At 40.3% G+C, this 26,668-nt stretch carries 26 protein-coding genes, 2 tRNA genes and 3 rRNA genes; 2 read left to right on the top strand and 29 right to left on the bottom strand.

The features are described from left to right. Window positions 1–51: 51 nt before the first annotated feature. The 9 genes from ispE to metG form a co-directional block, all read right to left on the bottom strand. Window positions 52–921, bottom strand: a complete 870-nt coding sequence (gene ispE / locus L8T27_RS00280; protein ID WP_192486459.1) for a 4-(cytidine 5'-diphospho)-2-C-methyl-D-erythritol kinase — start codon at window positions 919–921, stop codon at window positions 52–54. Window positions 922–1,330: 409 nt separating this feature from the next. Continuing rightward, a complete protein-coding gene (locus L8T27_RS00275; RefSeq protein WP_192486458.1) occupies window positions 1,331–1,510 on the bottom strand; it encodes a small, acid-soluble spore protein, alpha/beta type in 180 nt (59 codons plus the stop codon). Window positions 1,511–1,658: 148 nt separating this feature from the next. Next, a complete protein-coding gene (gene veg, locus L8T27_RS00270; RefSeq protein WP_192486457.1) occupies window positions 1,659–1,922 on the bottom strand; it encodes a biofilm formation stimulator Veg in 264 nt (87 codons plus the stop codon). Window positions 1,923–2,206: 284 nt separating this feature from the next. Beyond that, window positions 2,207–3,085 (bottom strand): sporulation peptidase YabG, encoded by an 879-nt coding sequence (yabG, locus tag L8T27_RS00265; RefSeq protein WP_192486456.1) that lies wholly within the window; start codon window positions 3,083–3,085, stop codon window positions 2,207–2,209. 180 nt (window positions 3,086–3,265) lie between these two features. Then, a complete protein-coding gene (gene rsmA, locus L8T27_RS00260) occupies window positions 3,266–4,141 on the bottom strand; it encodes a 16S rRNA (adenine(1518)-N(6)/adenine(1519)-N(6))-dimethyltransferase RsmA (RefSeq protein ID WP_233318806.1) in 876 nt (291 codons plus the stop codon). Further along, on the bottom strand, window positions 4,134–4,694 hold the full coding sequence (gene rnmV, locus L8T27_RS00255) for a ribonuclease M5 (RefSeq protein WP_233318809.1): 561 nt from the start codon (window positions 4,692–4,694) through the stop codon (window positions 4,134–4,136). Before rnmV ends, rsmA begins: the two co-directional genes overlap by 8 nt. A gap of 263 nt (window positions 4,695–4,957) precedes the next feature. Next, window positions 4,958–6,145, bottom strand: coding sequence for a resuscitation-promoting factor (locus L8T27_RS00250; protein WP_233318834.1), 1,188 nt, complete (start codon window positions 6,143–6,145; stop codon window positions 4,958–4,960). Between the two features lie 238 nt (window positions 6,146–6,383). Then, on the bottom strand, window positions 6,384–7,151 hold the full coding sequence (locus L8T27_RS00245) for a TatD family hydrolase (RefSeq protein WP_233318811.1): 768 nt from the start codon (window positions 7,149–7,151) through the stop codon (window positions 6,384–6,386). A gap of 138 nt (window positions 7,152–7,289) precedes the next feature. Further along, window positions 7,290–9,284 (bottom strand): methionine--tRNA ligase, encoded by a 1,995-nt coding sequence (gene metG / locus L8T27_RS00240; protein WP_237940510.1) that lies wholly within the window; start codon window positions 9,282–9,284, stop codon window positions 7,290–7,292. A gap of 559 nt (window positions 9,285–9,843) precedes the next feature. Here metG and L8T27_RS00235 point away from each other — a divergent pair. Next, window positions 9,844–10,128, top strand: coding sequence for a transition state genes transcriptional regulator AbrB (locus L8T27_RS00235; RefSeq protein WP_233318815.1), 285 nt, complete (start codon window positions 9,844–9,846; stop codon window positions 10,126–10,128). 45 nt (window positions 10,129–10,173) lie between these two features. Here the strand turns inward: L8T27_RS00235 and rsmI are convergent, their stop codons facing one another. The 10 genes from rsmI to L8T27_RS00185 form a co-directional block, all read right to left on the bottom strand. Then, complete coding sequence (rsmI, locus tag L8T27_RS00230) at window positions 10,174–11,040, bottom strand: 16S rRNA (cytidine(1402)-2'-O)-methyltransferase (protein ID WP_233318836.1); 867 nt, start codon at window positions 11,038–11,040, stop codon at window positions 10,174–10,176. Next, window positions 11,018–11,305 carry a GIY-YIG nuclease family protein gene (locus L8T27_RS00225; protein ID WP_237940508.1) on the bottom strand — a complete coding sequence of 96 codons (288 nt, stop codon included), beginning with the start codon at window positions 11,303–11,305 and terminating at the stop codon, window positions 11,018–11,020. Before L8T27_RS00225 ends, rsmI begins: the two co-directional genes overlap by 23 nt. After that, window positions 11,292–12,035: a tRNA1(Val) (adenine(37)-N6)-methyltransferase gene (locus L8T27_RS00220; RefSeq protein WP_233318819.1), complete on the bottom strand. Its 744-nt coding sequence runs from the start codon at window positions 12,033–12,035 to the stop codon at window positions 11,292–11,294. Before L8T27_RS00220 ends, L8T27_RS00225 begins: the two co-directional genes overlap by 14 nt. Before the next feature lie 132 nt (window positions 12,036–12,167). After that, entirely contained in the window at window positions 12,168–12,545 is a 378-nt protein-coding gene (yabA, locus tag L8T27_RS00215) for a DNA replication initiation control protein YabA (protein WP_233318822.1), read from the bottom strand. A gap of 12 nt (window positions 12,546–12,557) precedes the next feature. Further along, window positions 12,558–13,385, bottom strand: coding sequence for a competence/sporulation regulator complex protein RicT (ricT, locus tag L8T27_RS00210; RefSeq protein WP_233318824.1), 828 nt, complete (start codon window positions 13,383–13,385; stop codon window positions 12,558–12,560). Continuing rightward, window positions 13,378–14,385, bottom strand: a complete 1,008-nt coding sequence (gene holB, locus L8T27_RS00205; protein ID WP_233318825.1) for a DNA polymerase III subunit delta' — start codon at window positions 14,383–14,385, stop codon at window positions 13,378–13,380. The genes ricT and holB overlap by 8 nt, the downstream gene beginning before the upstream one ends. Window positions 14,386–14,398: 13 nt before the next feature. Continuing rightward, window positions 14,399–14,836 carry a YaaR family protein gene (locus L8T27_RS00200; protein ID WP_233318827.1) on the bottom strand — a complete coding sequence of 146 codons (438 nt, stop codon included), beginning with the start codon at window positions 14,834–14,836 and terminating at the stop codon, window positions 14,399–14,401. Between the two features lie 84 nt (window positions 14,837–14,920). After that, entirely contained in the window at window positions 14,921–15,250 is a 330-nt protein-coding gene (locus L8T27_RS00195; RefSeq protein WP_127742579.1) for a cyclic-di-AMP receptor, read from the bottom strand. Window positions 15,251–15,355: 105 nt separating this feature from the next. Further along, complete coding sequence (gene tmk, locus L8T27_RS00190) at window positions 15,356–15,994, bottom strand: dTMP kinase (protein WP_237940507.1); 639 nt, start codon at window positions 15,992–15,994, stop codon at window positions 15,356–15,358. A 10-nt stretch (window positions 15,995–16,004) separates the two neighbouring features. Further along, the gene (locus L8T27_RS00185) at window positions 16,005–17,438 is read right to left on the bottom strand and encodes an aminotransferase class I/II-fold pyridoxal phosphate-dependent enzyme (protein WP_237940505.1); all 1,434 of its coding nucleotides are present in this window, start codon (window positions 17,436–17,438) and stop codon (window positions 16,005–16,007) included. Between the two features lie 177 nt (window positions 17,439–17,615). Between L8T27_RS00185 and L8T27_RS00180 the strand changes: the two genes are divergently transcribed. Beyond that, a complete protein-coding gene (locus L8T27_RS00180; RefSeq protein WP_282581411.1) occupies window positions 17,616–17,831 on the top strand; it encodes a sigma factor G inhibitor Gin in 216 nt (71 codons plus the stop codon). 46 nt (window positions 17,832–17,877) lie between these two features. Here the strand turns inward: L8T27_RS00180 and rrf are convergent. The 10 genes from rrf to dnaX all read right to left on the bottom strand — a co-directional run bounded on the left by rrf (window position 17,878) and on the right by dnaX (window position 26,650). Further along, window positions 17,878–17,994 (bottom strand): 5S ribosomal RNA (gene rrf, locus L8T27_RS00175). A 116-nt stretch (window positions 17,995–18,110) separates the two neighbouring features. Continuing rightward, a 23S ribosomal RNA gene (locus tag L8T27_RS00170) occupies window positions 18,111–21,045 on the bottom strand. 129 nt (window positions 21,046–21,174) lie between these two features. Continuing rightward, window positions 21,175–21,250: transfer RNA gene (locus L8T27_RS00165), tRNA-Ala, on the bottom strand. Window positions 21,251–21,272: 22 nt separating this feature from the next. Beyond that, window positions 21,273–21,349: transfer RNA gene (locus tag L8T27_RS00160), tRNA-Ile, on the bottom strand. Between the two features lie 83 nt (window positions 21,350–21,432). Next, window positions 21,433–22,981 (bottom strand): 16S ribosomal RNA (locus tag L8T27_RS00155). The 16S, 23S and 5S rRNA genes sit together here with 2 tRNA genes alongside, the layout of an rRNA operon. Window positions 22,982–23,343: 362 nt before the next feature. Beyond that, entirely contained in the window at window positions 23,344–23,607 is a 264-nt protein-coding gene (locus L8T27_RS00150) for a pro-sigmaK processing inhibitor BofA family protein (protein ID WP_233319446.1), read from the bottom strand. Window positions 23,608–23,684: 77 nt separating this feature from the next. Continuing rightward, window positions 23,685–23,903 carry a YaaL family protein gene (locus L8T27_RS00145; RefSeq protein ID WP_233319449.1) on the bottom strand — a complete coding sequence of 73 codons (219 nt, stop codon included), beginning with the start codon at window positions 23,901–23,903 and terminating at the stop codon, window positions 23,685–23,687. Window positions 23,904–23,921: 18 nt separating this feature from the next. After that, window positions 23,922–24,518 carry a recombination mediator RecR gene (gene recR / locus L8T27_RS00140; protein ID WP_185764898.1) on the bottom strand — a complete coding sequence of 199 codons (597 nt, stop codon included), beginning with the start codon at window positions 24,516–24,518 and terminating at the stop codon, window positions 23,922–23,924. An 11-nt stretch (window positions 24,519–24,529) separates the two neighbouring features. Beyond that, window positions 24,530–24,850: a YbaB/EbfC family nucleoid-associated protein gene (locus tag L8T27_RS00135; protein WP_233319451.1), complete on the bottom strand. Its 321-nt coding sequence runs from the start codon at window positions 24,848–24,850 to the stop codon at window positions 24,530–24,532. 84 nt (window positions 24,851–24,934) lie between these two features. Beyond that, window positions 24,935–26,650, bottom strand: coding sequence for a DNA polymerase III subunit gamma/tau (dnaX, locus tag L8T27_RS00130; RefSeq protein WP_237940503.1), 1,716 nt, complete (start codon window positions 26,648–26,650; stop codon window positions 24,935–24,937). Window positions 26,651–26,668: the final 18 nt, after the last annotated feature.

Below are 26,668 nucleotides of genomic sequence, written 5' to 3'. Positions count from 1 at the left end.
ACCTCCAAAAATCCGAATATTTTACAGTTAATATTACAGTATTATACGGATTTAATCAAGGGTATGACGATTCCCCATCATGCGGACTGCAAATACTTGGTCGCAAAAACCTCTTAATCCATTATATACACGGTTCATTCTTGAATCATGCTGGATTAATCCAAAGACAGTCGGACCGCTGCCGCTCATCAATACTGCATCTGCCCCGAACTTTTTCATCTGGTCCTTTATTTGAGCCACCTCAGGATACAGATTTAACGTTACATCTTCTAGTACATTCCCGACATTATTGCACATTGCTTCATAATCGCCTGTGCGAATGCACTCAATCATACCTTCAGTATCAGGGTGATTAATTTGCGAGACATTCAACTTTTTGTAAATATCCGCTGTAGACACGCCTATAAAGGGCTTGGCCAACACTACCCAGCAAATAGGCGGAGCAGGGATTTCCTTAATCATTTCTCCTCTGCCAGTTGCGAGGGCCGTGCCCCCATATACACAAAAGCTCACATCAGAGCCGATTTCCGCTCCAATCTCAGCAAGCTCATCAAGGGTCAATTGAAGGTCCCACAGCTTGTTTAGACCCCTCAATACTGCTGCAGCATCGCTGCTTCCCCCTGCAAGTCCTGCTGCAACCGGGATGTTCTTTTCAATTTTAATCGTAACTCCCTTTTTAACATTAAACTTTTTCTTTAATAGATTTGCTGCTTGATAAGCAAGATTCCTTTGGTCATCGGGTACAAATCGATTAAGGGAATTTATCTTTATGGAATCCTTCTCTTCCAGAATAAGTTCAATTCTGTCTGCAAGGTCAATGGTTGTCATGATCATTTCTACCTCATGATAGCCATCCGGCCTTTTACTCAATACATCCAACGATAAGTTAATTTTAGCTGGTGCCTTCACCAAAAGCTTCAATATTTCCACCTACTTAACATTTTCATAAGTCCGCTTTTTCGTCCTATTGTACCACACAATAGGAAATAAAAAGAATGACTGATATAATAACCCAATTCTTCTATGTATGAAACAAAAAACAAAGAAGCAAACTATTGATTGCTTTATGTTTAATGAATAAATTCACAGCATTTTATGGCTATAGTGATTTTACCATAAAATATGTCATTTAAAGCAAAATACTAAGAATCATTTATGTTTTTTCCGCTCGTTTCCTAGCTTTTTTACTTGTTAGAAAAAAGGTGCAAAAAAAGACCTAACCCTACACCCTTCCCTATAGTGAAAAGGGTGCAGAGTTAAACCTGATGCCGTGAATAAATCCTTGATAGTTAATTTTTGTAAACAGGATTTAATTTAAAGGAATCAAAATTCACTTTTGATTATTTAGAAGACTCTGCTCAGCGATTTCAATTGCCCTCTTGACCATGTTCCCAGCATCCTTAGCTCGGATGCCGCCCCATCCATCCTTTTGGACAACATCATAAAAACCTAGTTCTTTTGCAATTTCTTCTTTTAGCCCTTCTGACATAATTCCTCTTCGTCTACTCAACCTTAAACCTCTCCTTTCATTATTCACGGTAGTTATAGTATGTAACCCTGTTTTTTTTTCATGTACTGTTTCTATTTCCAGTTATCACAGATTTTCCCCATGAAAAAAGCAGCAACCACGTGGTAACTGCTAGTCTCTACAATATATATTAGCTTAGAGCAACTTGTCCTGATGTATCTTCATAGAAGGTAATTTGAACCGTTTCTGTTAAAACATCTGCATAACTGTACGATACCCGTTCAAATGCATTTTCATCCTGATCTAACTCTACCACAAACACAGAGGGATATGTTTCAGCCAATACACCTGAACGTTCAATCGTTTTACGACGACCGCCATTAGCCTTCAGCATCAATCTTTTCCCTAAATTCGAATCAAGAGCTTTTTTTATATCTGATAATGTTTTTGCCATTTTCGGTCCACCTCACTGTGTAAAGTATATCACACTGACACAATAGAGTCAAACAAAAATATAAATTATAACAGTCTCTTTTAGAAGTTGTCAATATTTTTTATTCTTATTTTTCTTCTATTTTTCAACAATTTTATTTTTTCCCATTCTACCATAATTATGTATTAAAGTTTTTTTTATAAAGGAGCCTTTCTAAATAAAAAAAACAAGCTCCCTCTTTTCGAGAAAACCTGTTATCTATATCGTGATTTTTCTGTATTATACACTTTTCTTAAGTCCTTAGACTATTCAGATGCATTCGTGTTAAACGGCATGCCTGTGCGCAGCACTCCCTTTGTTTCAATACCACCAAGCCCTTTTTCCCCTGTGAGCGTATTTCGCAGCACATCCCAAACGTTTACCCTTTCCATGAATGGTGTATAGCTTATTTTCGCTACAATATACACAGGATCTAGAGCATGAATATTGACCCTTGAAGGAGAGCTTGCAAAGTTTGCTCCTGCATGTATAAGGGATTCAAAGTGCGATTGGCAAGCTCCTGCGAAAATTACAAGCTGATCCAGATGTGGAACTCTCCGCCTTGCTTCCATAACTGTTTGCACAAAATATTTAGAATGGCGGTACGCATTTATGTCCTTCTTGTCTCCTAATGACTTAGAATAAGCATCATGGCCGGTTACTACAAGTATATCCGGCCGATAATACTCAAGGAGCTTCCCGATTTTACCCGGCATTTCCTTCTCATTAGAATGAACCCCCGTTACAGGAATTCCTATTTTTTCATATAGATCAAGGCATTTCTTCAAGTAGTTAGGATCTCCATCCAAATGCAATACCTTCCCAGGCATTTGAAAATAGTTAATTGGTTTACTGTAAGCATCTGTAGAAGAATACTCCTGTTTCCTTTTCAGCAGGTTTACATCCTGCCTAAATAGTGCTAATGATTGTTCCTCTAAAAATTGAATCTCTTGCGCCATCTTTCTCTGCATCGGCTTATTGATAGAAATTAAGTCATCAAAAGGAGCGTCTGCAATGAGACGGAAATCCTCCCCATACAAAACAGCATATTTGCGTCCATTTTCTTCCTTTATATCAATAATTCGAAAAGCTAAATCACAATGATAGGATTTTCTGCCGACGATATCCATGATGTTTATGCTCACTAGTCGTCACTCCAGTACGCCCTGCCTAATGAATGGGCTAATGTTTCTTATCTACCTCTCATTAAACTATGCAAAAGTCCAGAAAGATGTGAGGAACAATTTACCCCCTCACCTGTCACCTATAAAAAAGAAACCGGCCCCTCAATTAAAAGGGCCGGTCCTTCAATGTTTATTAACGGTTTAAAACGAATCATACAGCGCATCGCTAAGTGCAGCAAATTCTTCAATAGAAAGAGATTCTCCTCGTCTGGAAGGCTCAATTCCAGCAGTTTCAAGGGCAGCTATAATCGCTTCTTTTTTCTCCTTACCATTTTCAAGCTGGCTTGTTAAATTATTTAAAATGGTTTTTCTCCGTTGAGCAAAGCTAGCTCTAGTCACTCGGAAGAAGAATTCCTCACTTTTAACTGCAACTAAAGGCTTTTCCCTAATCGTCAGCCTGATAACAGCAGAATCGACATTCGGTTGTGGTACAAATACTGTCTTAGGCACGATCATTACAACCTCTGGAACTGTGTAATATTGAATCGCTATTGATAGGGAACCATATTCCTTCGTACTTGGACGAGCTGATATACGGTCAGCTACTTCCTTTTGGAGCATCACGACAATTCCGCGCAGCGGCAAGTTCTCCTCCAAAATTTTCATAATGATTGGAGTAGTTACATAATAAGGTAAGTTAGCCACAAGCATAATATCATCAATACCTGCGAATTCTTCCTCAATCATTTCCTTTACATTTGCCTTCAGTACGTCCGAATGGATCACCTTAGCATTCGGATATGGCTCAAGCGTTTCGCTCAAAATAGGCAACAGACGCTGGTCAATCTCATAGGCAACAACTTTTTTTGCACGCTTTGCCAGCTGTTCTGTTAATGCACCAATTCCTGGTCCAACCTCAATTGCACCTGAAGACTCCGACAACTCTGCATGGTCTACAATATTTCTTAATATATTCGTATCAATTAAAAAGTTTTGACCAAGACTCTTTTTAAAAGAAAATCCATATTTCTCTAAGATAGCTTTTGTTCTTACTGGTGTTGCTATATCTTTATACATCTTTTTCCTCCTGCCAAATAGCATTAACCGCTGCTGCAAAGTCCTGCTTGGAGATGTTAAACATCATCAGCCTTTTATGAAGCTGTTTGCCATTTGTATACCCTATTTTTAATATCTTGCCCAGCTTTTCTCTTCGCTCCTTCGATCCAGGTCCGCCAATCAGCTGTGCATCTAGTAAGTCCTCTTTAGTAATTTGCTCTATAATGCTTTCTTCCATGTGATGGGCTTCTTTGAGCGCCTCTCTAATCACTTCCACTGAGGCATGTTCTACACCAACACCCTTTCCATGCTTATGCAATGCCTTTTCCTTTGCAATGAATGCATGTTTACAATTAGGTATGTGCTTTTCTATTGTATTTCTTATTTTTTGGCCAGGAAAGTCTGGATCAGTCAGTATTATGACTCCTCTCGTTTCATTAGCCAGCTTTATTGCCTCAATTGTTGCCTTATTGATGGCAGAACCATTTGTTTCAATTGTATCAGCATCGACTGCTCTTTTGACAGCGGTAGTGTCATCTCTTCCTTCCACTACAATGATTTCTCTAAGTTTCATGAAGCCTCCAAAAAAAAATTTAAGTTTTGCAAAAAAAATGAAACATTTTTGTAACAATAAACGTCTATATATTATAGAAAAGAGTTAAATGAAATTCTAAAGGTTATTATAGCTCAAATTTTTCTTTTCAACAAAATCCGTTCAAAAGAAAAAAACAGAGGAATAACTCCTCTGTTAAAGATGTGCTAATAGTAGATGTTCAATGTGTATTAGGTTTTTGCAGACACTAACAAACACATGCATGTAAGAAGCTTTAAAAAAGGTTACTTCAAAATCTTAATTCTTACCTGTTTATTTCCCCATCGATAGGCTTCTGCCTTCGTCGGGAAAAAGACGTCGATTTTCTTACCTTTCACAGCACCGCCTGTATCACCGGCTACCGCGTATCCGTAGCCTTCAACATATACCTTTGTTCCTAACGGAATAACACTTGGGTCAACCGCAATTACTTTTGCATTCGGATTTGATTTGAGGTCAATTCCAGTAGCAGTATGTCCCGAGCATCCATTGCAGCTGGCTGTATAAGCTGTTGAGTTAACGTAAAGTTCTGTGCCTTCTTCGCTGGCATCTTCACCGCGGGAAGCAATTTGCGTAACTTCAATTGTGCCTACTGCAACTACTTTGTCCTGTTTTTCCTTAACTTCTTTTTCACTAAGCAGTTCTCTCGAAACTTCTTTGCCGTTTTCTAGAGTAACTTCGAAGGTTTTAGACTTTAGACCGTTTTTACCTTCCTTTAGTACCTTTTCTGTTCCCTTTTCAAGGCTATCATCCTTTTGGGTAACAACAGCATAATTAATCGGTTGTTCCACTACATCGGTGACCTTTTCTATACGTGTAATTTCTACAACGTCCTTCTTGTTCACTACTTCCTTTAGATCTGGTTCAACTCGGTCTAATTTCGTAAGTGATATCTCCTGTTGTTTTAAAAAGTCAGCGACCGTAGTCGAAGTGGACCATAGTTCTTTTTTCGATCCTGCGTCTACTAGTGTAACTGGAAATGCAGTATGTACAACAATCTCCATATTGTTCTTTATATGCTTATTCTGCTTTTGATTGATCTTATCGTGTTCATTCAAAGAGATTTTTTGTTCCTCGAGAAACTCCTTAACCGTTTCTGCTGTTGTCCATACCGTTTTCTTCTCGTCGTCTTTGCTCAATTCAACCTGTTTTGCTTGCTTCCAAACAACCTCCATCTCGTCAGCCACTCTTGTGTCTAACGTGGGAAACACCTCATCTTCTGAGCGTATGGCAATATCAAGTTCATCAAATATATCTTGAATAGTGGATGAGTGCGTTTCGATGACCTTCTCTTTCCCATCTAATGACAGCGCCACAGTTTTTTTCGTTGATTCGTAAACAACAAATCCTAAACCACTTAGAAAAACTATGAAGCTAGCAATAATAATGGGCCATTTCTTTCTGCTCAAAGACTTGGAAAACAGGCTTTTCATGTTTTGGATTACGATGAAAAACGCCTCCTTTTCTCTCGGAGTGATTATATAGAGTATCGTGTCTGCTGTCAACCCTTCTACATTCTTTGAACGTATCTCCTATTATGCAAAAAAACTCCATGAAAGGAAAGAAAGAAATCTCGACATGAACATTCTATGAGAAAAGGAAGCAATGTAGAACTTCTTAGAACAAAGTAATATTAGGACAAGCTTTTCAATGATTCGACACCATCTCTTATCATTTTATGCCGAATAATTTTTTTGCATTTTCTGTTGTTTTGGCAGCAACTTCCTCATAACTAATTCCTTTTATTGCTGCGATTTCTTCTGCTACAAGCTTCACATAGCTTGGTTCATTTCTTTTGCCGCGATGTGGTGTTGGCGCAAGGTAAGGGCAATCTGTCTCAATAAGCAGCTTGTCCAACGGAATTGCTGCTGCTGCTTCCTTCGGCTTTCTAGCGTTTTTAAAAGTGACAGTCCCACCTAATGAGATATAAAAATTCATGTCGATGCATTCCTTTGCAGTCTCGACACTTCCTCCATAGCAGTGCATAATTCCACCAACTTCCGCTGCGCCTTCTTCCTTGAGAATCTCAACAATATCAGCAGTTGCTTCCCTGTTATGAATAACAATTGGAAGCTTCACTTTTTTTGCCAAGTGAATTTGCTTTCTGAATACTTCCTTTTGGACATCTTTTGGTGATTTATCCCAGTGATAATCTAAGCCCATTTCCCCAATTGCTACAACTTTTGGATGTTTAGCCAATGATTCAATCCATTCTAAATCTTCCTCAGTCATGTCAATTGCATCAACAGGATGCCAGCCGACACTTGCATATATAAAATCATACCGCTCGATTAATTCCATGGCCCTTTTAATCGTTGGACGATCAAAGCCGACTACGATCATTTTTTCCATTCCAGCTTCCATTGCCCTGCCGATTACTTCTTCTAAATCGTCATTAAATTGTTCTGCATTTAAATGTGTATGTGTGTCAAATAACATAATGAAACCCTTTCTTTATCCATAATTATTCATGTTTAGTTTCTATTCCCCAACTTGCTGACTAAATATCCTCTATTTTGAAAGAAAAACATAGAAATATGCATCTTAAGTGCAATTCCTATGTTTTTCAACCAGTTTTTATTTAACTTTTGAGCCTAATGGAAGCGATTCAGCAACAGAAGCAAGTGCTAGAACACCATCTTGGCTACCTGCAAGAATCATACCTTGAGATAATTCTCCTCTCAGCTTAACAGGCTTCAAATTTGTAACACAAATTACTCTTTTGCCGACTAATTCCTCTGGTTTATAATATTGAGCAATACCTGAGACTACTTGTCTTTGCTCATAACCTAAATCCAGTTGAAGCTTCAGCAGCTTGTCTGCTTTTTTTACAGGTTCTGCCTGAAGAACTTGCGCTACTCGTAAATCCACTTTCATAAAATCATCAATAGTAATTTCTTCCGACTCAGGAACTTCTTGCTTCTCAGTCGGCTGTGATTCCTTCTTCTCTTCAGCAGCAGGTCCTTGCATCTCTTTTTTGATGTATTCTACTTCCTCTGCGATATCAAGTCTTGGGAAGATAGGTTCTCCTTTTTCTACCTTTGTTCCTGCAGGGATTACACCGAACTGGTCAAGGCTTGCCCATGTTTTTAACTGTTCTTCCTGAACATTCAGCTGCTGGAAGATCTTATCCGGTGTTTTTGTTAAGAATGGTTTTAAAAGGACAGCAATACGTCTTAAGGATTCAGCTAGATGAACCATTACTGTTGCAAGCTCATCCGTTTTTCCTTCCTTCGCCAATACCCATGGTTGAGTTTCATCAATATATTTATTGTTTCTGCTGACAAGCTGCCATAAATTCGTTAACACAACCGAAAACTCCATATTATCCATATGACTCTCGTACAGTGCTTTCGTTTCCTGATGAGCTTCTACTAGTGACTTTTCAAAGCCACCTTCAGAACCTTTGTATTCAGGAATAACTCCGTCAAAATACTTGTTGATCATAGCAACTGTTCTGTTTAACAGGTTTCCTAAATCATTCGCTAAATCAAAATTCACTCTTTCAACAAATCCCTCTGGAGTGAATACACCGTCAGAACCGAATGGCACTTCACGAAGTAAATAATAACGCAATGCGTCAAGTCCATATCTTTCAATTAATGTTACCGGATTAACAACATTGCCTTTTGATTTGGACATCTTTCCGTCTTTCATCAAAATCCAACCATGAGCAAACACTTTATTAGGAAGCGGCAAATCTAATGCCATCAGCATGATTGGCCAGTAAATTGTATGAAAACGTACGATTTCCTTCCCAACTAAATGGACATTTGCAGGCCAGAATTTCTGATAAAGTGAATCGTTATCTGAACCATATCCTAGTGCTGTAATATAATTGGACAACGCATCAATCCAAACATATACAACGTGTTTTGGATCTCCAGGAACTTTAATTCCCCAGTCAAATGTTGTACGGGAAACAGCTAGATCTTCAAGGCCTGGCTTAATAAAGTTATTAATCATTTCATTTTTGCGTGATTCTGGCTGAATGAACCCAGGATTCTCTTCATAAAACTTCAGAAGTCGATCTGCATACTTGCCCATACGGAAGAAGTAGGATTCTTCTTTTACAAGCTCCACAGGATGACCACTGTCAGGGCTTTTTCCGCCGATGACTTTACCATTTTCATCATATACAGGGTCTACAAGCTGAAGTTCTGTATAATATGTTTCATCAGAAACAGAGTACCATCCTTGATATTCATCCAAGTAAATATCACCTTGATCGACAAGTTTTTGGAACATTTTGCTAACTACTTCTGTATGTCTTTTTTCTGTCGTACGGATGAAATCATCATATGAGATATCCATCATATCCCAAAGTTCTTTTATTCCTGCAACAATTCCGTCTACATATTGTTGAGGCGTAATACCTGCTTCTTCTGCTTTTCGCTGGATTTTTTGGCCATGCTCATCAGTCCCAGTTAAATAACGAACATCAAAGCCCTTTAATCGCTTATATCTAGCCATTGCATCCCCAGCAACCGTTGTGTATGCATGTCCAATATGAAGATTCCCGCTAGGATAATATATTGGGGTTGTTATATAGAAAGTTTCTTGCTCTTTCAACGTTTTTTCCCTCCTAATTCAATAATGCTATGTAATATGCATAATTCTTATTGTATCAATACTTACACTAATCTTAAAACTACAAGACATATAATTGCATCGGAAATTTTATGGTATATTTGTAGACTTCCTTACATAATGAAGAAATGCCATAAAAAATGGCAGCTAATCATTGCCATTGTGCCCTTACATACCATCAAAATATACCCAAAATCCAAAGTTTTTGCAACTGGCCGCATGCTTCTCTGCTCCTCATTTTTGTTCACTATAATGAATGGCTGATTCGACATTAAAATGTTGAGTTTTGTCGAATTCTCTTTAATACATTTCTCAATTTTGGCTCTAATTCATTTTACATTTATACACTTATTTTGGTATTAAAAGTATATATAATATGCTGTTTAACCTATAAATATAGGTTTTTCCTGGAATTATCTCAATTTAAAAATAAAATAATTGACGTATATGGGAATGGCTGGTATTATATATACAAACAAAGAAATTTGTCGAATATTAGCGAAAAAAATATATATAAGGTTCATCGGGAGGAGAAAAGGAAATGAAATCTACTGGAATTGTTCGTAAAGTTGACGAATTAGGTCGTGTTGTAATACCTATCGAATTAAGACGTACATTAGGAATTGCTGAGAAAGATGCTTTAGAAATTTATGTGGATGATGAAAAAATCATCTTGAAAAAATATAAACCTAACATGACTTGCCAAGTTACTGGTGAAGTTTCTGATGATAACCTGTCATTAGCAGGCGGTAAACTAATCCTAAGCCGTGAAGGTGCAGAACAGCTTATAAATGAAATCAAAAGTTCGTTTGAACTTTCTAAGTAATAATAAAAAAGCATGGCAGCTCAAGGGATGAGCTCCATGCTTTTTTTAATCTATATGATATTCTTGGTATACTTCCCGCTTTGGCATGCTTCTGTCGACAGCTGTACGCTTAATTGCCTCTTTTGCCTGCAGGCCATCTGTTTCAATATAATGATTTACATGCTCAACAATTGTTAAGTTCATCCACCATTGCTCGTCCTGATCCTCTTCTGCAGCTCCCTTTTCAATAACGATGCAAAATTCGCCTCGTATCTCATCTGAATTTGCCCATTCGATAACTTCATCTACTGTTCCTCTGATAAATTCCTCGAAGATTTTTGTTAATTCCCTGCAAAGGGAGATATTTCTGTTGCCGAGAATTTCTCTAATCAACTGTAAGGTTTCCTTTAACCTGTGAGGAGATTCATATAGCAATACAGTTCCAGAAATTTTCTTTAATGCCTCTAGCTCCTTTTTCTTCTCTTTTTTTTGTCGGTTAAGAAAACCATAGAAATAAAAAGGGTGTGTCGGCAAACCTGATGCTATTAAAGCAGTTAAGGCTGCATTTGCACCAGGCAGTGGAACGACAGGAAGCTTGCTTTCTACTGCTGCCACTACAAGCTCATACCCAGGGTCTGCGATGGTTGGCATTCCAGCATCGCTGACTAAGGCTATTGTTTTACCAGCTTGCAATGATTCAATCAGCTTGCGGCCGCTCGTTTCTTTATTATGTTCATGATAGCTTACGATTGGGGTCGTTATTTCAAAATGATTGCACAGTTTCTTTGTATTCCTCGTATCCTCTGCTGCAATTACATCTGCTTCTTTCAAAATTCTTACAGCCCGAAAACTCATGTCTTCCAAGTTGCCTATTGGAGTAGGGACTAAATAAAGAAGACCATTATCATTCTTATAGCTTTTTTGCTGCCACATGTTCAACACCAATTTCCTTCCTCATATAAGACTCTTTTTCTTTCCTGCTCAATTGTTTAAAAGCATATTCTGCCTTCAAAGCCTGAGATTTATCTGTAAAAACTTCCTTATAAATTAACTGGACTGGCCTTCTTGCCCTAGTATACTTGGCGCCTTTTCCTTCATTATGTGTTTTAATGCGTTTTTCCAGATTATTTGTGTATCCAGCATAATAAGTATTATCTCTGCAAAGTAAGACATAAAAATAATGATTAGCTGTCTCCATACAAAATTCGGCTCATTTCCTCTGTATACTCATTTAACCCTTTATACACATATAAAGGGGGCAGTATTTTCAAGTCCGGCTTGCCATCCTTTATTCCCTCGACTAGCAGGATATTTGCTTCTTTTCCTTCCTTTGGATATACAAACCTTATCCGCTTTGGCTCTAGTCGATATGCTCTCATTAATGTAATAATATCAAGCAGTCTTCCTGGTCTGTGCACAAATGAAACCTTTCCTCCCTGCTTAACAAGCTGACTTGCAGCTCGAATTGCATCCTCAAGCGTGCAAAGAATCTCATGTCGTGCAATAGCCAAATGTTCGTTTGTATTCCTTTCATCAACAGAATCTGTTTGGAAATACGGAGGGTTGCAAGTAACAGCATCATATTTTTCAAACCCAAGCTGCGCAGGAGCTTCTTTAATATCACCATTTACCATCTTTATTTTTTCTTCTAAGTTATTATAGGCAACACTTCTGCAAGCCATATCATATAACCGTTCCTGAATTTCCACTCCTATTATAGAGCCTCTCGTTCTCAAACTTAAAAATAACGGAATTACACCATTTCCACTGCAAAGATCTACAATTTTTCCTTTCGCAATAGGAACAGTTGCAAAGTTTGCCAATAATACGGCATCTAAGGAAAACGAAAACACAGTTGGACTTTGAATAATCTTAAGCTTCTCTGCCAACAAGTAATCAAGCCTTTCATCTCCTACTAGCTGAACCAATTTGTTACCTCCATTTATATATGTATTCCATAATACTAGCCTAAGCAAATATTATCATAATCATTCTCTAATTATCTTGCTGTAATCATTAACAGCTAAAAAAATAGGGTGCCCTATTTAGAAGGACACACCCTATTTTTTATTAAGGAAGGATAGACAGAACAAACAATCTCCATCTTTTCTTGGACTTCCGAAATGAAGGTTACAAATATGAAAACCCTCTTGATAAAGCCTCGCTAGATTGTCATATCCTTCGCCAATATCCATATTCTTTTCTTCCAAAATCTTGGTGGACTTTCGATTTTTCTTTTTCGTCTGTTCCTTTTGTTCCTTCTCTTTTTGTGACTGGCTCTCCAAATGTCTTCTTAAATTTTCGTTTTCCAGCTTCAATGTATTATTTTCTTCAATCAGTTCTGCCACATGCTGCTTTAGCTCACCTAATTGCTGATATAAATGGCCGATTTGACTCTCCATATTAATTACTGAATCAAAAATTTCTTTTTTATCCACTCTGCCACCTCATTAGTCCGTGGATTGAACTGAAACAGTATCTTTTTGCAGTATTTCTTCTAATGTATATTCAAGCACTCGTTCTTGTTCAGAAATTTCCACTTGGAGTACACGTTCTAATATATTTAAACCTACTACTTTACCTCTTCCATCAGGTGTATTAATCCACTCACCCAAATCTGGAAGCTGTTCTTTTGCAGACTCATATTCATCGTTCTCATATTTAAGACAGCACATAAGTCTGCCGCAAAGTCCTGATATTTTGGTTGGATTTAGGGAAAGATTTTGGTCTTTAGCCATTTTAATTGATACTGGCTCAAAATCGCCTAAAAATGTTGAACAGCAAAGCATTCTACCACATGGACCGATGCCGCCCAGCATTTTTGCCTCATCGCGAACACCAATCTGGCGCAGCTCAATTCTAGTCCTAAAAATCGAAGCTAGATCCTTTACGAGTTCACGAAAATCGACTCTGCCGTCTGCGGTAAAATAAAAAATTACTTTATTGCGATCAAATGTATATTCTACATCTACAAGCTTCATATCTAACTCATGCAGATTGACCTTCTCACAACAAACTTCATATGCTTCTTTTGCCGCAATCCGGTTTTCCTCTACAATTAATTGGTCTTTCTGATCCGCGACTCGGAGTACCTTTTTAAGAGGTAAGACTACATCATTTTCGTCAACCTGCTTGGGAGCAATGACAACTTTTCCATATTCCACTCCACGCACTGTCTCTACGATTACGAAATCCCCTTTTTGGATATCCATATCATTCGGATCAAAGTAATATATTTTTCCAGCTTTTTTAAAGCGGATTCCTACAACATTATACAACTGAAGATCCCTCCTGCAGCTTCAATACAAGCTGTTCCATCAATAACTGTGGATTCATATTACCCTGCAGCTTTCGTTTAGCTTCAAAGATGGACGTCATTTGCTCTGTCAGCATTTGGGATGATGATTTAAGCGCAAGCTCTTCTAACTGTTGCCGATCATTTATATAGACTATTTGCTCCTGCTTGCCTAGTTGAATATATAATAAATCCTTAAACAGCAGCAACAGTAAATCCAATCCCCTATCATACTGATCTTTCTCTTTGAAATGAACAAACCACTCTCTTTGAAGGGCAACTAATGCTTCTAAAGGATTTCCTTTAAGAGTCATATACAATTTTACCACTATTTTTTGCGCTTGTACAAACCATTCATCAGAACTTAGTCGAAACGCTTCATCATAATCATTAGTGATCTGCGCAATTAATGGCGCTCCACTTGCTTTCATTCCATTTGCTATAAGCTGCTCCTGCATTTTTATTGGGGAAAGAGGAGTAAAGGATAAGACTTGGCACCTCGATAAAATGGTTGGGAGAATCTGATGTATTTGTTCAGTCAAAAGGATTGCTGTAGTTTCTGCATGTGGTTCTTCCAGGAATTTCAGCAGACTGTTTGCTGCATTCGTAGTCATTTTATCAGCATGTACAATTACATAAATCTTCTGTTTTGATTCTACCCCTGTTTTGGAGAACTCCTCCTGCAGGCTTTGAATCTGGTTTTTCTTTATGGACAAACCATCCGGTTCGACAATATGTACGTCCGGATGGTTGCTGTTATTTATTCGTTTGCAATTAGAGCATTCCTCACAAGGCTTATAACCGTCTATTAACCTTGTACAAAGTATGCTTTTCGTAAGAATTTGGCTGACTTCCTTTTTGCCAGTTCCTCTCATTCCTTCAAACAGATAAGCATGTGCAAGTCGGTCCTTTTTCAGACTGTTTCGGACCATTCTTAGAACAATTGGCTGCTCCTGTTCAAGCTGTTCCCATGTTTTTATCAACACGATCACTCTCTTACATATATATATTAATTAATAGGCCTTTAATTTCTCCTATTTTCCCTAAAATGTTCAGGCTGTTTTTTTCTTTACTCATCACTTCTTCAGTAAGCTCGACAAGCTTTTCATCCACAACCTGAACAACACTCAAATCTCGGCCTTGTCCGAAGTGATCCCATGATTTATCTTTTTTCAATCCGATGCCGTAATCTACTGCTTCCTTTACAAACTGCTTGACCAGCGATTTGAACTTGTTTAAATCCTTAAGATTTTGTGACCTGCCCAATCTGTTGCCAGTATCATCTATACTCTTTATCAATGTTTGCAGTTGACCAGATTGAAGCTTTTCACTCTGCCTTGTGACAAGCTCCCTAAATTTCGTTTCCACTTGTCCGCTTTTTATCTCTTGCTTAGTAGCATCTGTACTCACACGAATGTCTTTATTTATTTTCATTTTTTTCCTCCGATAAAAGCATCATTAAAAAAATCCTTTATATATAGAGGTAATATATTTAAGTTCCAACCATATTCTTAAGCCTTAGAATTGCTTGAACTGTTCAACAGGCAGCACGAATACAGTTGCTCCACCTACCTCCACCTCAACAGGATACGGTACATACGAATCAGCATTTCCTCCCATAGGTGAAACAGGGGCAACTAACTGATCACGTGATTGGCAGTTTTCTTTTATTATTTGCAAAGCTTTTTCCACGCGTATATCTTCTGTCCCTATCATAAAGGTTGTATTCCCAGATTTCAAAAATCCCCCGGTACTAGCTAATTTAGTAGCTCTAAAGTTATGTTCTACAAGGGCATTCAATAACTTAGCACTGTCTTTATCTTGGATTACTGTTAAAATTAACTTCATTTTATCCAACCCCTTTATTATAGTTTTACCAGAATTACTGCTTTTTCCTATTATAACAATAAATAATTAAACAGGCATATATAAATGGAAAAATGAAAGCTCACTTTACCTGTTTCTGTTCAATACCTGATTAATGGCTTGTTGAGCTTGTTCAAATACATCCTCTATGCTTTGTGAAGCTTCTAGTTTATGCAGCCTTTCAGGAAACTTCTCGATAACTTTGTAATATCCTGCTTGGACACGCTTATGGAAATCCAATTGCTCTAGATCAAGCCTATTTATTTCCCGTTCATTTGATTTATTTATTCTTGCTAGCCCTAGTTCTGGATCAAGGTCAAAATACAGGGTTAAATCAGGCATTACACCGCCAATGGCAAACTCATTTATCTTCCATATTTCTTCTATGCCTATCCCCCTGGCATAACCCTGATAAGCAAGAGAACTGTCTATGAAGCGGTCAGAAAGAACAATACTGCCTTCTGCTAATGCTGGTATAACCTTTTCAACTAAATGCTGTCTTCTAGCAGCAGCATATAATAACGCCTCTGTCTTTCCATCCATCTCTGTATGGTCAGGGTTTAATATAATCTCGCGGATTTTTTCGGCAATCCTAATTCCTCCAGGCTCTCTTGTCTTTACAATCTTGATGCCTTTGTCTTTGTAGTGTTTATACAGCATCTCTAAAATGGTTGTTTTTCCGGCGCCCTCTGGCCCTTCCATTGTTATAAAAATACCTCTTGTCATGTTATTCTCCTTACTTCTTTATAAAAACTGCAATTCTGCCTTCATATATAGATGAATTCCCTTGAAACTTACAGCCATTAGCTACAAGCACCTTTAATGTTTCAATATTTTTACCAGTAATTACTTCTCCCGGCATCAGCAATGGTACACCTGGTGGATAAGGGATAATAGAATCTGCGTTAATTTTGTCTATTGAATCTTCTAATAAAATTTCGTGTTTAGAGTACTTAGGTTGCTCCAATTCATTTATCTTTAATTCTACTATATTAGTATATAGATTTATAGCTGCACCTTTATCTTCCTCCACTGGCAAATTCAACGCCTTATATGGACTTACAGCCTTCTTAATTTTCTCAAAAGCATCTTCAAAAGGATATGACATCTTGTTCTTCAGCAAAGGCAATACAAGCAAGACATTATGTAAATCAGCCATTTCACAATAGACTCCAGCTTTCTCAAACTTCTCTTGAAGTTCAAAACCTGTTAACTTACATCTGCTTTGAATAGTTAATTTTAGAGGGTCACCAGCTTTGTTTCCATAATTCATTACTTTCAGTTGACTTAATGTTGACAATTCAGCTTTAAACTTTTGAAGCTTTTCTAATAAGTATATAAAGTCTTCTTCCTTATAAGTACCCAAATAACTTCTCGCCAAATCAAGGGATGCCATAATTAAATAAGATGGGCTACTTGACTGAAGGATGCTTAAATACATTTGCAGTTTATTTAAAGAAACCCGTTCTGAGTTGAAATGGAGATATGAACCCATCGTTAATGCAGGTAGTGTTTTATGTGCAGATTGGACAACTATGTCCGCGCCTAATTCTACAGCAGACGGAGGAAAGTGAGCTGAGCCAGCAAAATGGGCTCCATGAGCCTCGTCTACTAATACTGTTACCCCATGCTTGTGAGCTATTTCAATTATTCTTCCTAACTCTCCAATCATTCCATAATAATTGGGTGAGGTGAGAATAAGGACCTTTGCACTCGGATATTTTTTTATTGCTTCTAAAATTGTTTCACATGAAACAGTCCCTTCTACTTTCCACTCTAAATCATAGCTCGGATTAAGCAGAATAGGTTTTGCCTTTGTGAGTTTAATGCCATTCATAATAGATTTATGACTGTTCCTTTGTACAAGGATTTGGTCTCCTTCATTCACAGCAGACATAATCATAGCTAAATTGCCTACTGTTGAGCCATTAACCAAAAAAAAGCTTTTTTTTGTGTTATATAAAGCTGCTAGCAGTTTCTCTGCCTCCAATATTACCCCACTTGCTGAATGCAAGTCATCTAGCCCGTTAAGCTCTGTTACATCAAAGTTCCATGCATTCTTTAACAAGTTATGTTTGTCCATTAAAGAACCATTTTTATGCCCTGGGACATGAAAAGAAATAGGTTTATTCTGAATAAACTCTTCCAATCTATTATATAAAGGCGTCATTTCATGCACTGTTCTTCCTCATTTCCTTTTAACTCTATTTTATTGTACCATTGCCTGACTATGAATAAAATGCGTGTTTTAGCCACCTATTTTAAAGTAAAGGTAAATTTAAAATTATCTGAATTTTGTATGCATGTATTTATTATTGGCAAGACTGTTTTTAGGGAGGTGGAGCCAGTGAGTATAAATTCGCAGAAAATCATCCAGCCTTATGTGGAGAAATGTTTATTTTGCGATCAGCAAAAAATAACAGGTATACATCTGTATCAGTCACTGATTTGTACTGAATGTGAACATGAAATGTTGAATACGAAGACAAGTGATACAAAATATAAATTTTTTATTCATAAGTTAAAAGATGCTCATTATGCCATGCAAAGGCGCCAAGCTTAATAAAAAACAAAAAGCACCTAGTTAAACTAGATGCTTTTTTTAAAGTGCCTGGCGACGTCCTACTCTCACAGGGGGAGAGCCCCCAACTACCATCGGCGCTGAGAAGCTTAACTTCCGTGTTCGGTATGGGAACGGGTGTGACCTTCTCGCTATCGCCACCAGACTATTATGTTTTTATGAGTTGTTCTCTCAAAACTAAATCATCTTCGAAGAAAAACAAGAACCAAGCAATCATTCATGTCCAGCTGCAGAAGCCAAAGCTTCTTCCGCTTTCCTATTTTAGTTAAGTCCTCGATCTATTAGTATTTGTCAGCTCCACGTGTCACCACGCTTCCACCTCAAACCTATCAACCTGATCATCTTTCAGGGATCTTACTAGCTTACGCTATGGGAAATCTCATCTTGAGGGGGGCTTCATGCTTAGATGCTTTCAGCACTTATCCCTTCCGCACATAGCTACCCAGCTATGCCTTTGGCAAGACAACTGGTACACCAGCGGTGCGTCCATCCCGGTCCTCTCGTACTAAGGACAGCTCCTCTCAAATTTCCTACGCCCACGACGGATAGGGACCGAACTGTCTCACGACGTTCTGAACCCAGCTCGCGTACCGCTTTAATGGGCGAACAGCCCAACCCTTGGGACCGACTACAGCCCCAGGATGCGATGAGCCGACATCGAGGTGCCAAACCTCCCCGTCGATGTGGACTCTTGGGGGAGATAAGCCTGTTATCCCCGGGGTAGCTTTTATCCGTTGAGCGATGGCCCTTCCATGCGGAACCACCGGATCACTAAGCCCGACTTTCGTCCCTGCTCGACTTGTAGGTCTCGCAGTCAAGCTCCCTTGTGCCTTTACACTCTACGAATGATTTCCAACCATTCTGAGGGAACCTTTGGGCGCCTCCGTTACTTTTTAGGAGGCGACCGCCCCAGTCAAACTGCCCACCTGACACTGTCTCCCACCCCGATAAGGGGTGCGGGTTAGAATGTCAATACAGCCAGGGTAGTATCCCACCAATGCCTCCACCGAAGCTGGCGCTCCGGCTTCCAAGGCTCCTACCTATCCTGTACAAGCTGTACCAAAATTCAATATCAGGCTACAGTAAAGCTCCACGGGGTCTTTCCGTCCTGTCGCGGGTAACCTGCATCTTCACAGGTACTATAATTTCACCGAGTCTCTCGTTGAGACAGTGCCCAGATCGTTACACCTTTCGTGCGGGTCGGAACTTACCCGACAAGGAATTTCGCTACCTTAGGACCGTTATAGTTACGGCCGCCGTTTACTGGGGCTTCAATTCAGAGCTTCGCGCGAACGCTAACCCCTCCTCTTAACCTTCCAGCACCGGGCAGGTGTCAGCCCCTATACTTCGCCTTACGGCTTCGCAGAGACCTGTGTTTTTGCTAAACAGTCGCCTGGGCCTATTCACTGCGGCTCTCTCGGGCTTGCACCCAAAAGAGCACCCCTTCTCCCGAAGTTACGGGGTCATTTTGCCGAGTTCCTTAACGAGAGTTCTCTCGCTCACCTTAGGATTCTCTCCTCGCCTACCTGTGTCGGTTTGCGGTACGGGCACCTTGAATCTCGCTAGAGGCTTTTCTTGGCAGTGTGGAATCAGGAACTTCGGTACTATATTTCCCTCGCCGTCACAGCTCCGCCTTCACGGTAATGGGATTTGCCTCATTACCAGCCTAACTGCTTGGACGTGCTAATCCAACAGCACGCTTACCCTATCCTCCTGCGTCCCCCCATCGCTCAAACGATTCATAAGGTGGTACAGGAATATCAACCTGTTGTCCATCGCCTACGCTCTTCAGCCTCGGCTTAGGTCCCGACTAACCCTGAGTGGACGAGCCTTCCTCAGGAAACCTTAGGCATTCGGTGGATGAGATTCTCACTCATCTTTCGCTACTCATACCGGCATTCTCACTTCTAAGCGCTCCACCAGTCCTTACGGTCTAGCTTCAACGCCCTTAGAACGCTCTCCTACCACTGACATCGTAGATGTCAATCCACAGCTTCGGTGATACGTTTAGCCCCGGTACATTTTCGGCGCAGAGTCACTCGACCAGTGAGCTATTACGCACTCTTTAAATGGTGGCTGCTTCTAAGCCAACATCCTGGTTGTCTAAGCAACTCCACATCCTTTTCCACTTAACGTATACTTTGGGACCTTAGCTGGTGGTCTGGGCTGTTTCCCTCTTGACTACGGATCTTATCACTCGCAGTCTGACTCCCAAGGATAAGTATTTGGCATTCGGAGTTTGTCTGAATTCGGTAACCCGATGGGGGCCCCTAGTCCAAACAGTGCTCTACCTCCAATACTCTTACCTTGAGGCTAGCCCTAAAGCTATTTCGGAGAGAACCAGCTATCTCCAAGTTCGATTGGAATTTCTCCGCTACCCACACCTCATCCCCGCACTTTTCAACGTGCGTGGGTTCGGGCCTCCATCCAGTGTTACCTGGACTTCACCCTGGACATGGGTAGATCACCTGGTTTCGGGTCTACGACCACATACTATTACGCCCTATTCAGACTCGCTTTCGCTGCGGCTCCGTCTCTTCAACTTAACCTCGCATGTAATCGTAACTCGCCGGTTCATTCTACAAAAGGCACGCTATCACCCATTAATGGGCTCTAACTACTTGTAGGCACACGGTTTCAGGATCTATTTCACTCCCCTTCCGGGGTGCTTTTCACCTTTCCCTCACGGTACTGGTTCACTATCGGTCACTAGGGAGTATTTAGCCTTGGGAGATGGTCCTCCCTGCTTCCGACGGGATTTCACGTGTCCCGCCGTACTCAGGATCCACTCAGGAGGGAACGAAGTTTCGACTACAGGGTTTTTACCTTCTATGACTGGCCTTTCCAGACCTATTCATCTACCCCGTTCCTTTGTAACTCCATGTAGAGTGTCCTACAACCCCAAGAGGCAAGCCTCTTGGTTTGGGCTAATCCCGTTTCGCTCGCCGCTACTCAGGGAATCGCGTTTGCTTTCTCTTCCTCCGGGTACTTAGATGTTTCAGTTCCCCGGGTCTGCCTTCTGTTACTCTATGTATTCAAGTAACGATACTATCCCATTACGGATAGTGGGTTCCCCCATTCGGAAATCTCCGGATCAAAGCTTACTTACAGCTCCCCGAAGCATATCGGTGTTAGTACCGTCCTTCATCGGCTCCTAGTGCCAAGGCATCCACCGTGCGCCCTTTCTAACTTAACTTGTTTCGGCTAAAGATGTTACTCTTTACCCTGAAATTCTTCTATTAAATAGAGAATCTAAGATGGCGATTACTCGGTTTTATCTTGGTTTTTCTTCTATATGATTTAGTTTTCAAAGAACAAAAAAAATTGGTGGAGCCTAGCGGGATCGAACCGCTGACCTCCTGCGTGCAAGGCAGGCGCTCTCCCAGCTGAGCTAAGGCCCCTTCATCTTTACTTTATGTTATATGGTGGGCCTAAATGGACTCGAACCATCGACCTCACGCTTATCAGGCGTGCGCTCTAACCAGCTGAGCTATAGGCCCATATAAGAAAGCATTGCTCTCTCAAAACTGAACAACAAAATCATCAACAATCTGTGAATGGAACGAATTCCATTTTTCCTTAGAAAGGAGGTGATCCAGCCGCACCTTCCGATACGGCTACCTTGTTACGACTTCACCCCAATCATCTATCCCACCTTAGGCGGCTGGCTCCTAAAAGGTTACCCCACCGACTTCGGGTGTTACAAACTCTCGTGGTGTGACGGGCGGTGTGTACAAGGCCCGGGAACGTATTCACCGCGGCATGCTGATCCGCGATTACTAGCGATTCCAGCTTCATGTAGGCGAGTTGCAGCCTACAATCCGAACTGAGAATGGTTTTATGGGATTGGCTCGACCTCGCGGTTTTGCTGCCCTTTGTACCATCCATTGTAGCACGTGTGTAGCCCAGGTCATAAGGGGCATGATGATTTGACGTCATCCCCACCTTCCTCCGGTTTGTCACCGGCAGTCACCTTAGAGTGCCCAACTAAATGCTGGCAACTAAGATCAAGGGTTGCGCTCGTTGCGGGACTTAACCCAACATCTCACGACACGAGCTGACGACAACCATGCACCACCTGTCATCCTGTCCCCCGAAGGGGAACGTCCTATCTCTAGGATTGTCAGGAGATGTCAAGACCTGGTAAGGTTCTTCGCGTTGCTTCGAATTAAACCACATGCTCCACCGCTTGTGCGGGCCCCCGTCAATTCCTTTGAGTTTCAGCCTTGCGGCCGTACTCCCCAGGCGGAGTGCTTAATGCGTTTGCTGCAGCACTAAAGGGCGGAAACCCTCTAACACTTAGCACTCATCGTTTACGGCGTGGACTACCAGGGTATCTAATCCTGTTTGCTCCCCACGCTTTCGCGCCTCAGCGTCAGTTACAGACCAAAGAGTCGCCTTCGCCACTGGTGTTCCTCCACATCTCTACGCATTTCACCGCTACACGTGGAATTCCACTCTTCTCTTCTGCACTCAAGTCCCCCAGTTTCCAATGACCCTCCACGGTTGAGCCGTGGGCTTTCACATCAGACTTAAAGGACCGCCTGCGCGCGCTTTACGCCCAATAATTCCGGACAACGCTTGCCACCTACGTATTACCGCGGCTGCTGGCACGTAGTTAGCCGTGGCTTTCTGGTTAGGTACCGTCAAGGTACGAGCAGTTACTCTCGTACTTGTTCTTCCCTAACAACAGAGTTTTACGATCCGAAAACCTTCATCACTCACGCGGCGTTGCTCCGTCAGACTTTCGTCCATTGCGGAAGATTCCCTACTGCTGCCTCCCGTAGGAGTCTGGGCCGTGTCTCAGTCCCAGTGTGGCCGATCACCCTCTCAGGTCGGCTACGCATCGTCGCCTTGGTGAGCCGTTACCTCACCAACTAGCTAATGCGCCGCGGGCCCATCTGTAAGTGACAGCGTAAACCGTCTTTCAGCTTTTCTACATGAGTAGAAAAGGATTATCCGGTATTAGCTCCGGTTTCCCGAAGTTATCCCAGTCTTACAGGCAGGTTGCCCACGTGTTACTCACCCGTCCGCCGCTAACTTAAAAAGCAAGCTTTTTAAGTCCGCTCGACTTGCATGTATTAGGCACGCCGCCAGCGTTCGTCCTGAGCCAGGATCAAACTCTCCGATAAAGAGTAAGATTAGCTCATTTGCTAAACTCTAGCTTTTTGTTGCTTTGTTTTCATCTTTATAACGCAAGTTATAAAAACGATTATTGTTGACGTTTTGTTTGTTCAGTTTTCAAAGAGCAATTTTTTCGTTGCTATCAGAAGCAACTTTTATATATTATCATTTACATATTATAAATGTCAACAGATAAATTAATAATTTTTAACTAGTTATTAATTGCTTGCTGCGACTTTTATAATATTACCAGCATGTTATTTCCTAGTCAACATCTTTTTTAAACTTTTTAAACATTTATCTATAATAGACGTTAAATAAAAAACAGACAGCTAAAACTTAGCAGTCTGCTCTTTATACTAACTTGCCCTTATAATATATATTGTTGAATTGCTACAAGTGCAACGACACCTGGAATACCTAAAATTCCAGAAACAGTAGATGTCGCAATATTGATCGGCACGTGTATGCCATACTTAGTCCCAATAGCATTGAGGAAGAAAAGGAAAAGAGCACCTATTACAATTTTAATCAACCCTTGTCCTACAAAACGCAATGGTTTAATGGGAGTACCTATTATCAGAAGAAGGACAATCAAACCACTGACAATAGAAATAATGACAACTGGGCTCACAAACAAAACCTCCCTAGTTCTTTTTGTATTAAAAGGTATGTCCAACTACCACAAAAAAGAACTAGGGAGTGCTTCTATTATTTCATTAAATTAACATTTCTCTCTTTAGCCTCTTTAAAAAGAAAGAAATACTTTGCTTCAGTCAGTTTTGCAGCACAAATGACCTCATCAGAAGGGTCAAAGCTTTTTTCGAGTATCGACTTTTCTTTTAGCCAGTGTTTTTTTGTTTCATGAAACTGAACTAATAACTTCTCATCGAATTCTTTTCTCAACTTTCCTTTTCGGCGAAAAAGCATACTTTATCCTCCCTCTGATTATACTTCTCTTCTGCCCTCAAGCGCTTTAGATAAAGTAACCTCATCTGCATATTCCAGATCTCCGCCTACAGGTAAGCCATGCGCTATCCTTGTTATCTTAATCCCCGATGGTTTTAACAGACGGGAGATATACATAGCGGTTGCTTCTCCCTCTATATTTGGGTTAGTAGCCATAATTACCTCTTCTACATCACTTTCCTGCAAACGCTTGATGAGAGATGGAACATTAATGTCCTCTGGACCAATACCATCCATTGGTGAGATAGCACCATGCAAAACGTGATACAATCCGTCAAATTCCTTCATCTTTTCCATGGCGATGACATCTTTCGGATCTTGAACTACACAGATTATCTTACGATTTCTTCTAGTATCCTCACATATATAACATGGGTCCTGATCCGTTATATGACCGCATACGGAACAATAAGTTAAATTTCGTTTTGCATTGACTAGTGCTTTTGCGAAATCTAGAACAGTATCTTCTTTCATATTTAATACAAAAAACGCCAGTCGAGCAGCCGTTTTGGGGCCGATTCCTGGCAATTTCATAAAGCTGTCTATCAGCTTTGATATTGGTTCAGGATAATGCATGAAACTCCTCCTTAGAACATTCCAGGAAGATTAAGTCCTTTTGTAAATTGCCCCATTGTTGAGTTTGTTAGCTCATCCGCTTTTTTCAATGCGTCATTTGTAGCTGCAAGCACAAGATCTTGGAGCATTTCTACGTCTTCTGGATCTACAACCTCTTCCTTGATTACTACATCCACTATTTCTTTATGTCCTGTAACGATTACTGTTACCATTCCGCCGCCAGCAGAACCTTCAATTCTTTTTTCTCCAAGTTCCTCTTGAGCTTCCGCCATTTTCTTTTGCATTTTTTGCATTTGCTTCATCATATTTTGCATATTACCCATTCCGCGCATAAGAATTCCTCCATTTTCATTTAAAGTTATTTATTCCTTTTGCATATTTAATATAATATGCAAATTTCTCCTGTCGTTCAACAATCAGTCCTTCACTTCAAGCAATTCTTCACCAAATAGTTTTCTTGCCTCTGCAACTACTGGGTCATCTGCCTGATTTACGTGATTTCCCTCATTTTCCTCATCGGATCTTGCATGATGGGAACTGCTTAAAAAATCTTCTCTTATTTTTAGCCATTGTTCTTCAGGGACACCTACTAATTTATACCTTCTGCCTAGCAGCTGCTGAAGAGATAACGTGATTGTCTCTATAAATTTAACATTATCCAAAGCCATTTGACAGTGGATTTCATATTTAAATTTGATAACGATTGAGTCCGTAGATGCAGCAACAGGTTCGGCTTCATTTAAAAGAGCAGCTTGAGATCTCATCTGGTTTTTAACAAGCTGTCCAAGCATATTACCCCAATTACTCTTAATGTTTTGGAGTTCTTGCTTCGTTGCCTGCTTAAGTATCTCATTAATTTTACCAGTAGGCGCTTGAAATCCTTTCCGAGTTGCTCTCACCTTTTTCTGTGGTGCAGCTTCCTCGGCTGAACTTGTTACTCCCGATTGCCTAATTCTTGCAAGTTCCTCTTCGAGACTGTTTATTTTTGAAATAAGCCCTTGTATTTCCGTGTTCGAAAAGGCTCCTGTGTCTTGTGTTGGAGAAGAGATAGCCATTTGACACAATTTAACAATTGCTACCTCTAGGAAAATTCTAGGATGATTAGTCCAGCGCATATCCTGCTGCGTCTTATTCAGCAAACCAATCAATTCATAAATTTGTTCTTGTCCATACGAGTCAGCCAAGTTTCTGAACTCATCATCAAGCATAACCCGCTCTAATGACTCTTCTAAGTTTGGTGCTGTCTTATATAGAAGCATATCCCTGTAAAAGAAGATAAAGTCTTCAATAAACCTTGAGGGGTCTTTCCCTGAAAATAGGAGTTCATCTAATGATTGTAATCCTTTAACCGTATCTTTTTCATAGACTGCTTTCGCTAAGTCGTTAAGAAACCCTTGGGAAACAGCCCCAGTCACAGTAAGCGCATCTTCCACAGTGACACTTTCCTGGCTGTAGGAAATGGCTTGATCAAGCAGGCTTAATGCATCCCGCATACCGCCATCAGCCGCTCTTGCTATCATCTGCAACGCCTTATCGTCACATGAAATGCCGGATTCATCTATAATTAGCTTCATTCTCTTTACAATAGAGTGGGCAGTAATTCGTCTAAAGTCAAAGCGCTGACATCTAGAGATGATTGTTAATGGAATTTTATGTGGCTCTGTAGTAGCTAATATAAAAATAACGTGCTTAGGAGGTTCCTCAAGTGTTTTCAACAAAGCATTAAATGCCCCAATAGAGAGCATATGAACTTCATCTATTATATAAACTTTATACGGAACAGAGCTTGGAGCGTATTTTACTTTATCTCTTATATCTCTTATCTCTTCTACTCCATTATTCGAAGCAGCATCTATCTCTATTACATCCGGTATGGAACCATCCGTAATTCCTTTACAGGCGGCACATTCATTACAAGGCTCACTGATTGGTGCTCTTTCACAGTTGACTGCTTTTGCTAAAATTTTTGCCGCACTAGTTTTACCAGTACCCCTTGGTCCAGAGAACAAATATGCATGAGTTGTTTTTTGCTGAAGAAGGGCATTTTGGAGTGTTTTCGTTATATGTTCCTGACCTACTACATCAATAAACTGCTGTGGTCTCCATACTCGGTATAATGCTTGATAATTCATCGTCCGCCCTCCTTTCTA

This window comes from Niallia sp. Man26 (assembly GCF_022049065.2).
GTDB lineage: Bacteria > Bacillota > Bacilli > Bacillales > Cytobacillaceae > Niallia.
The sequence above is the reverse complement of the archived record's forward strand: the minus strand, read 5'-3'. Positions and strand labels throughout refer to the sequence as shown.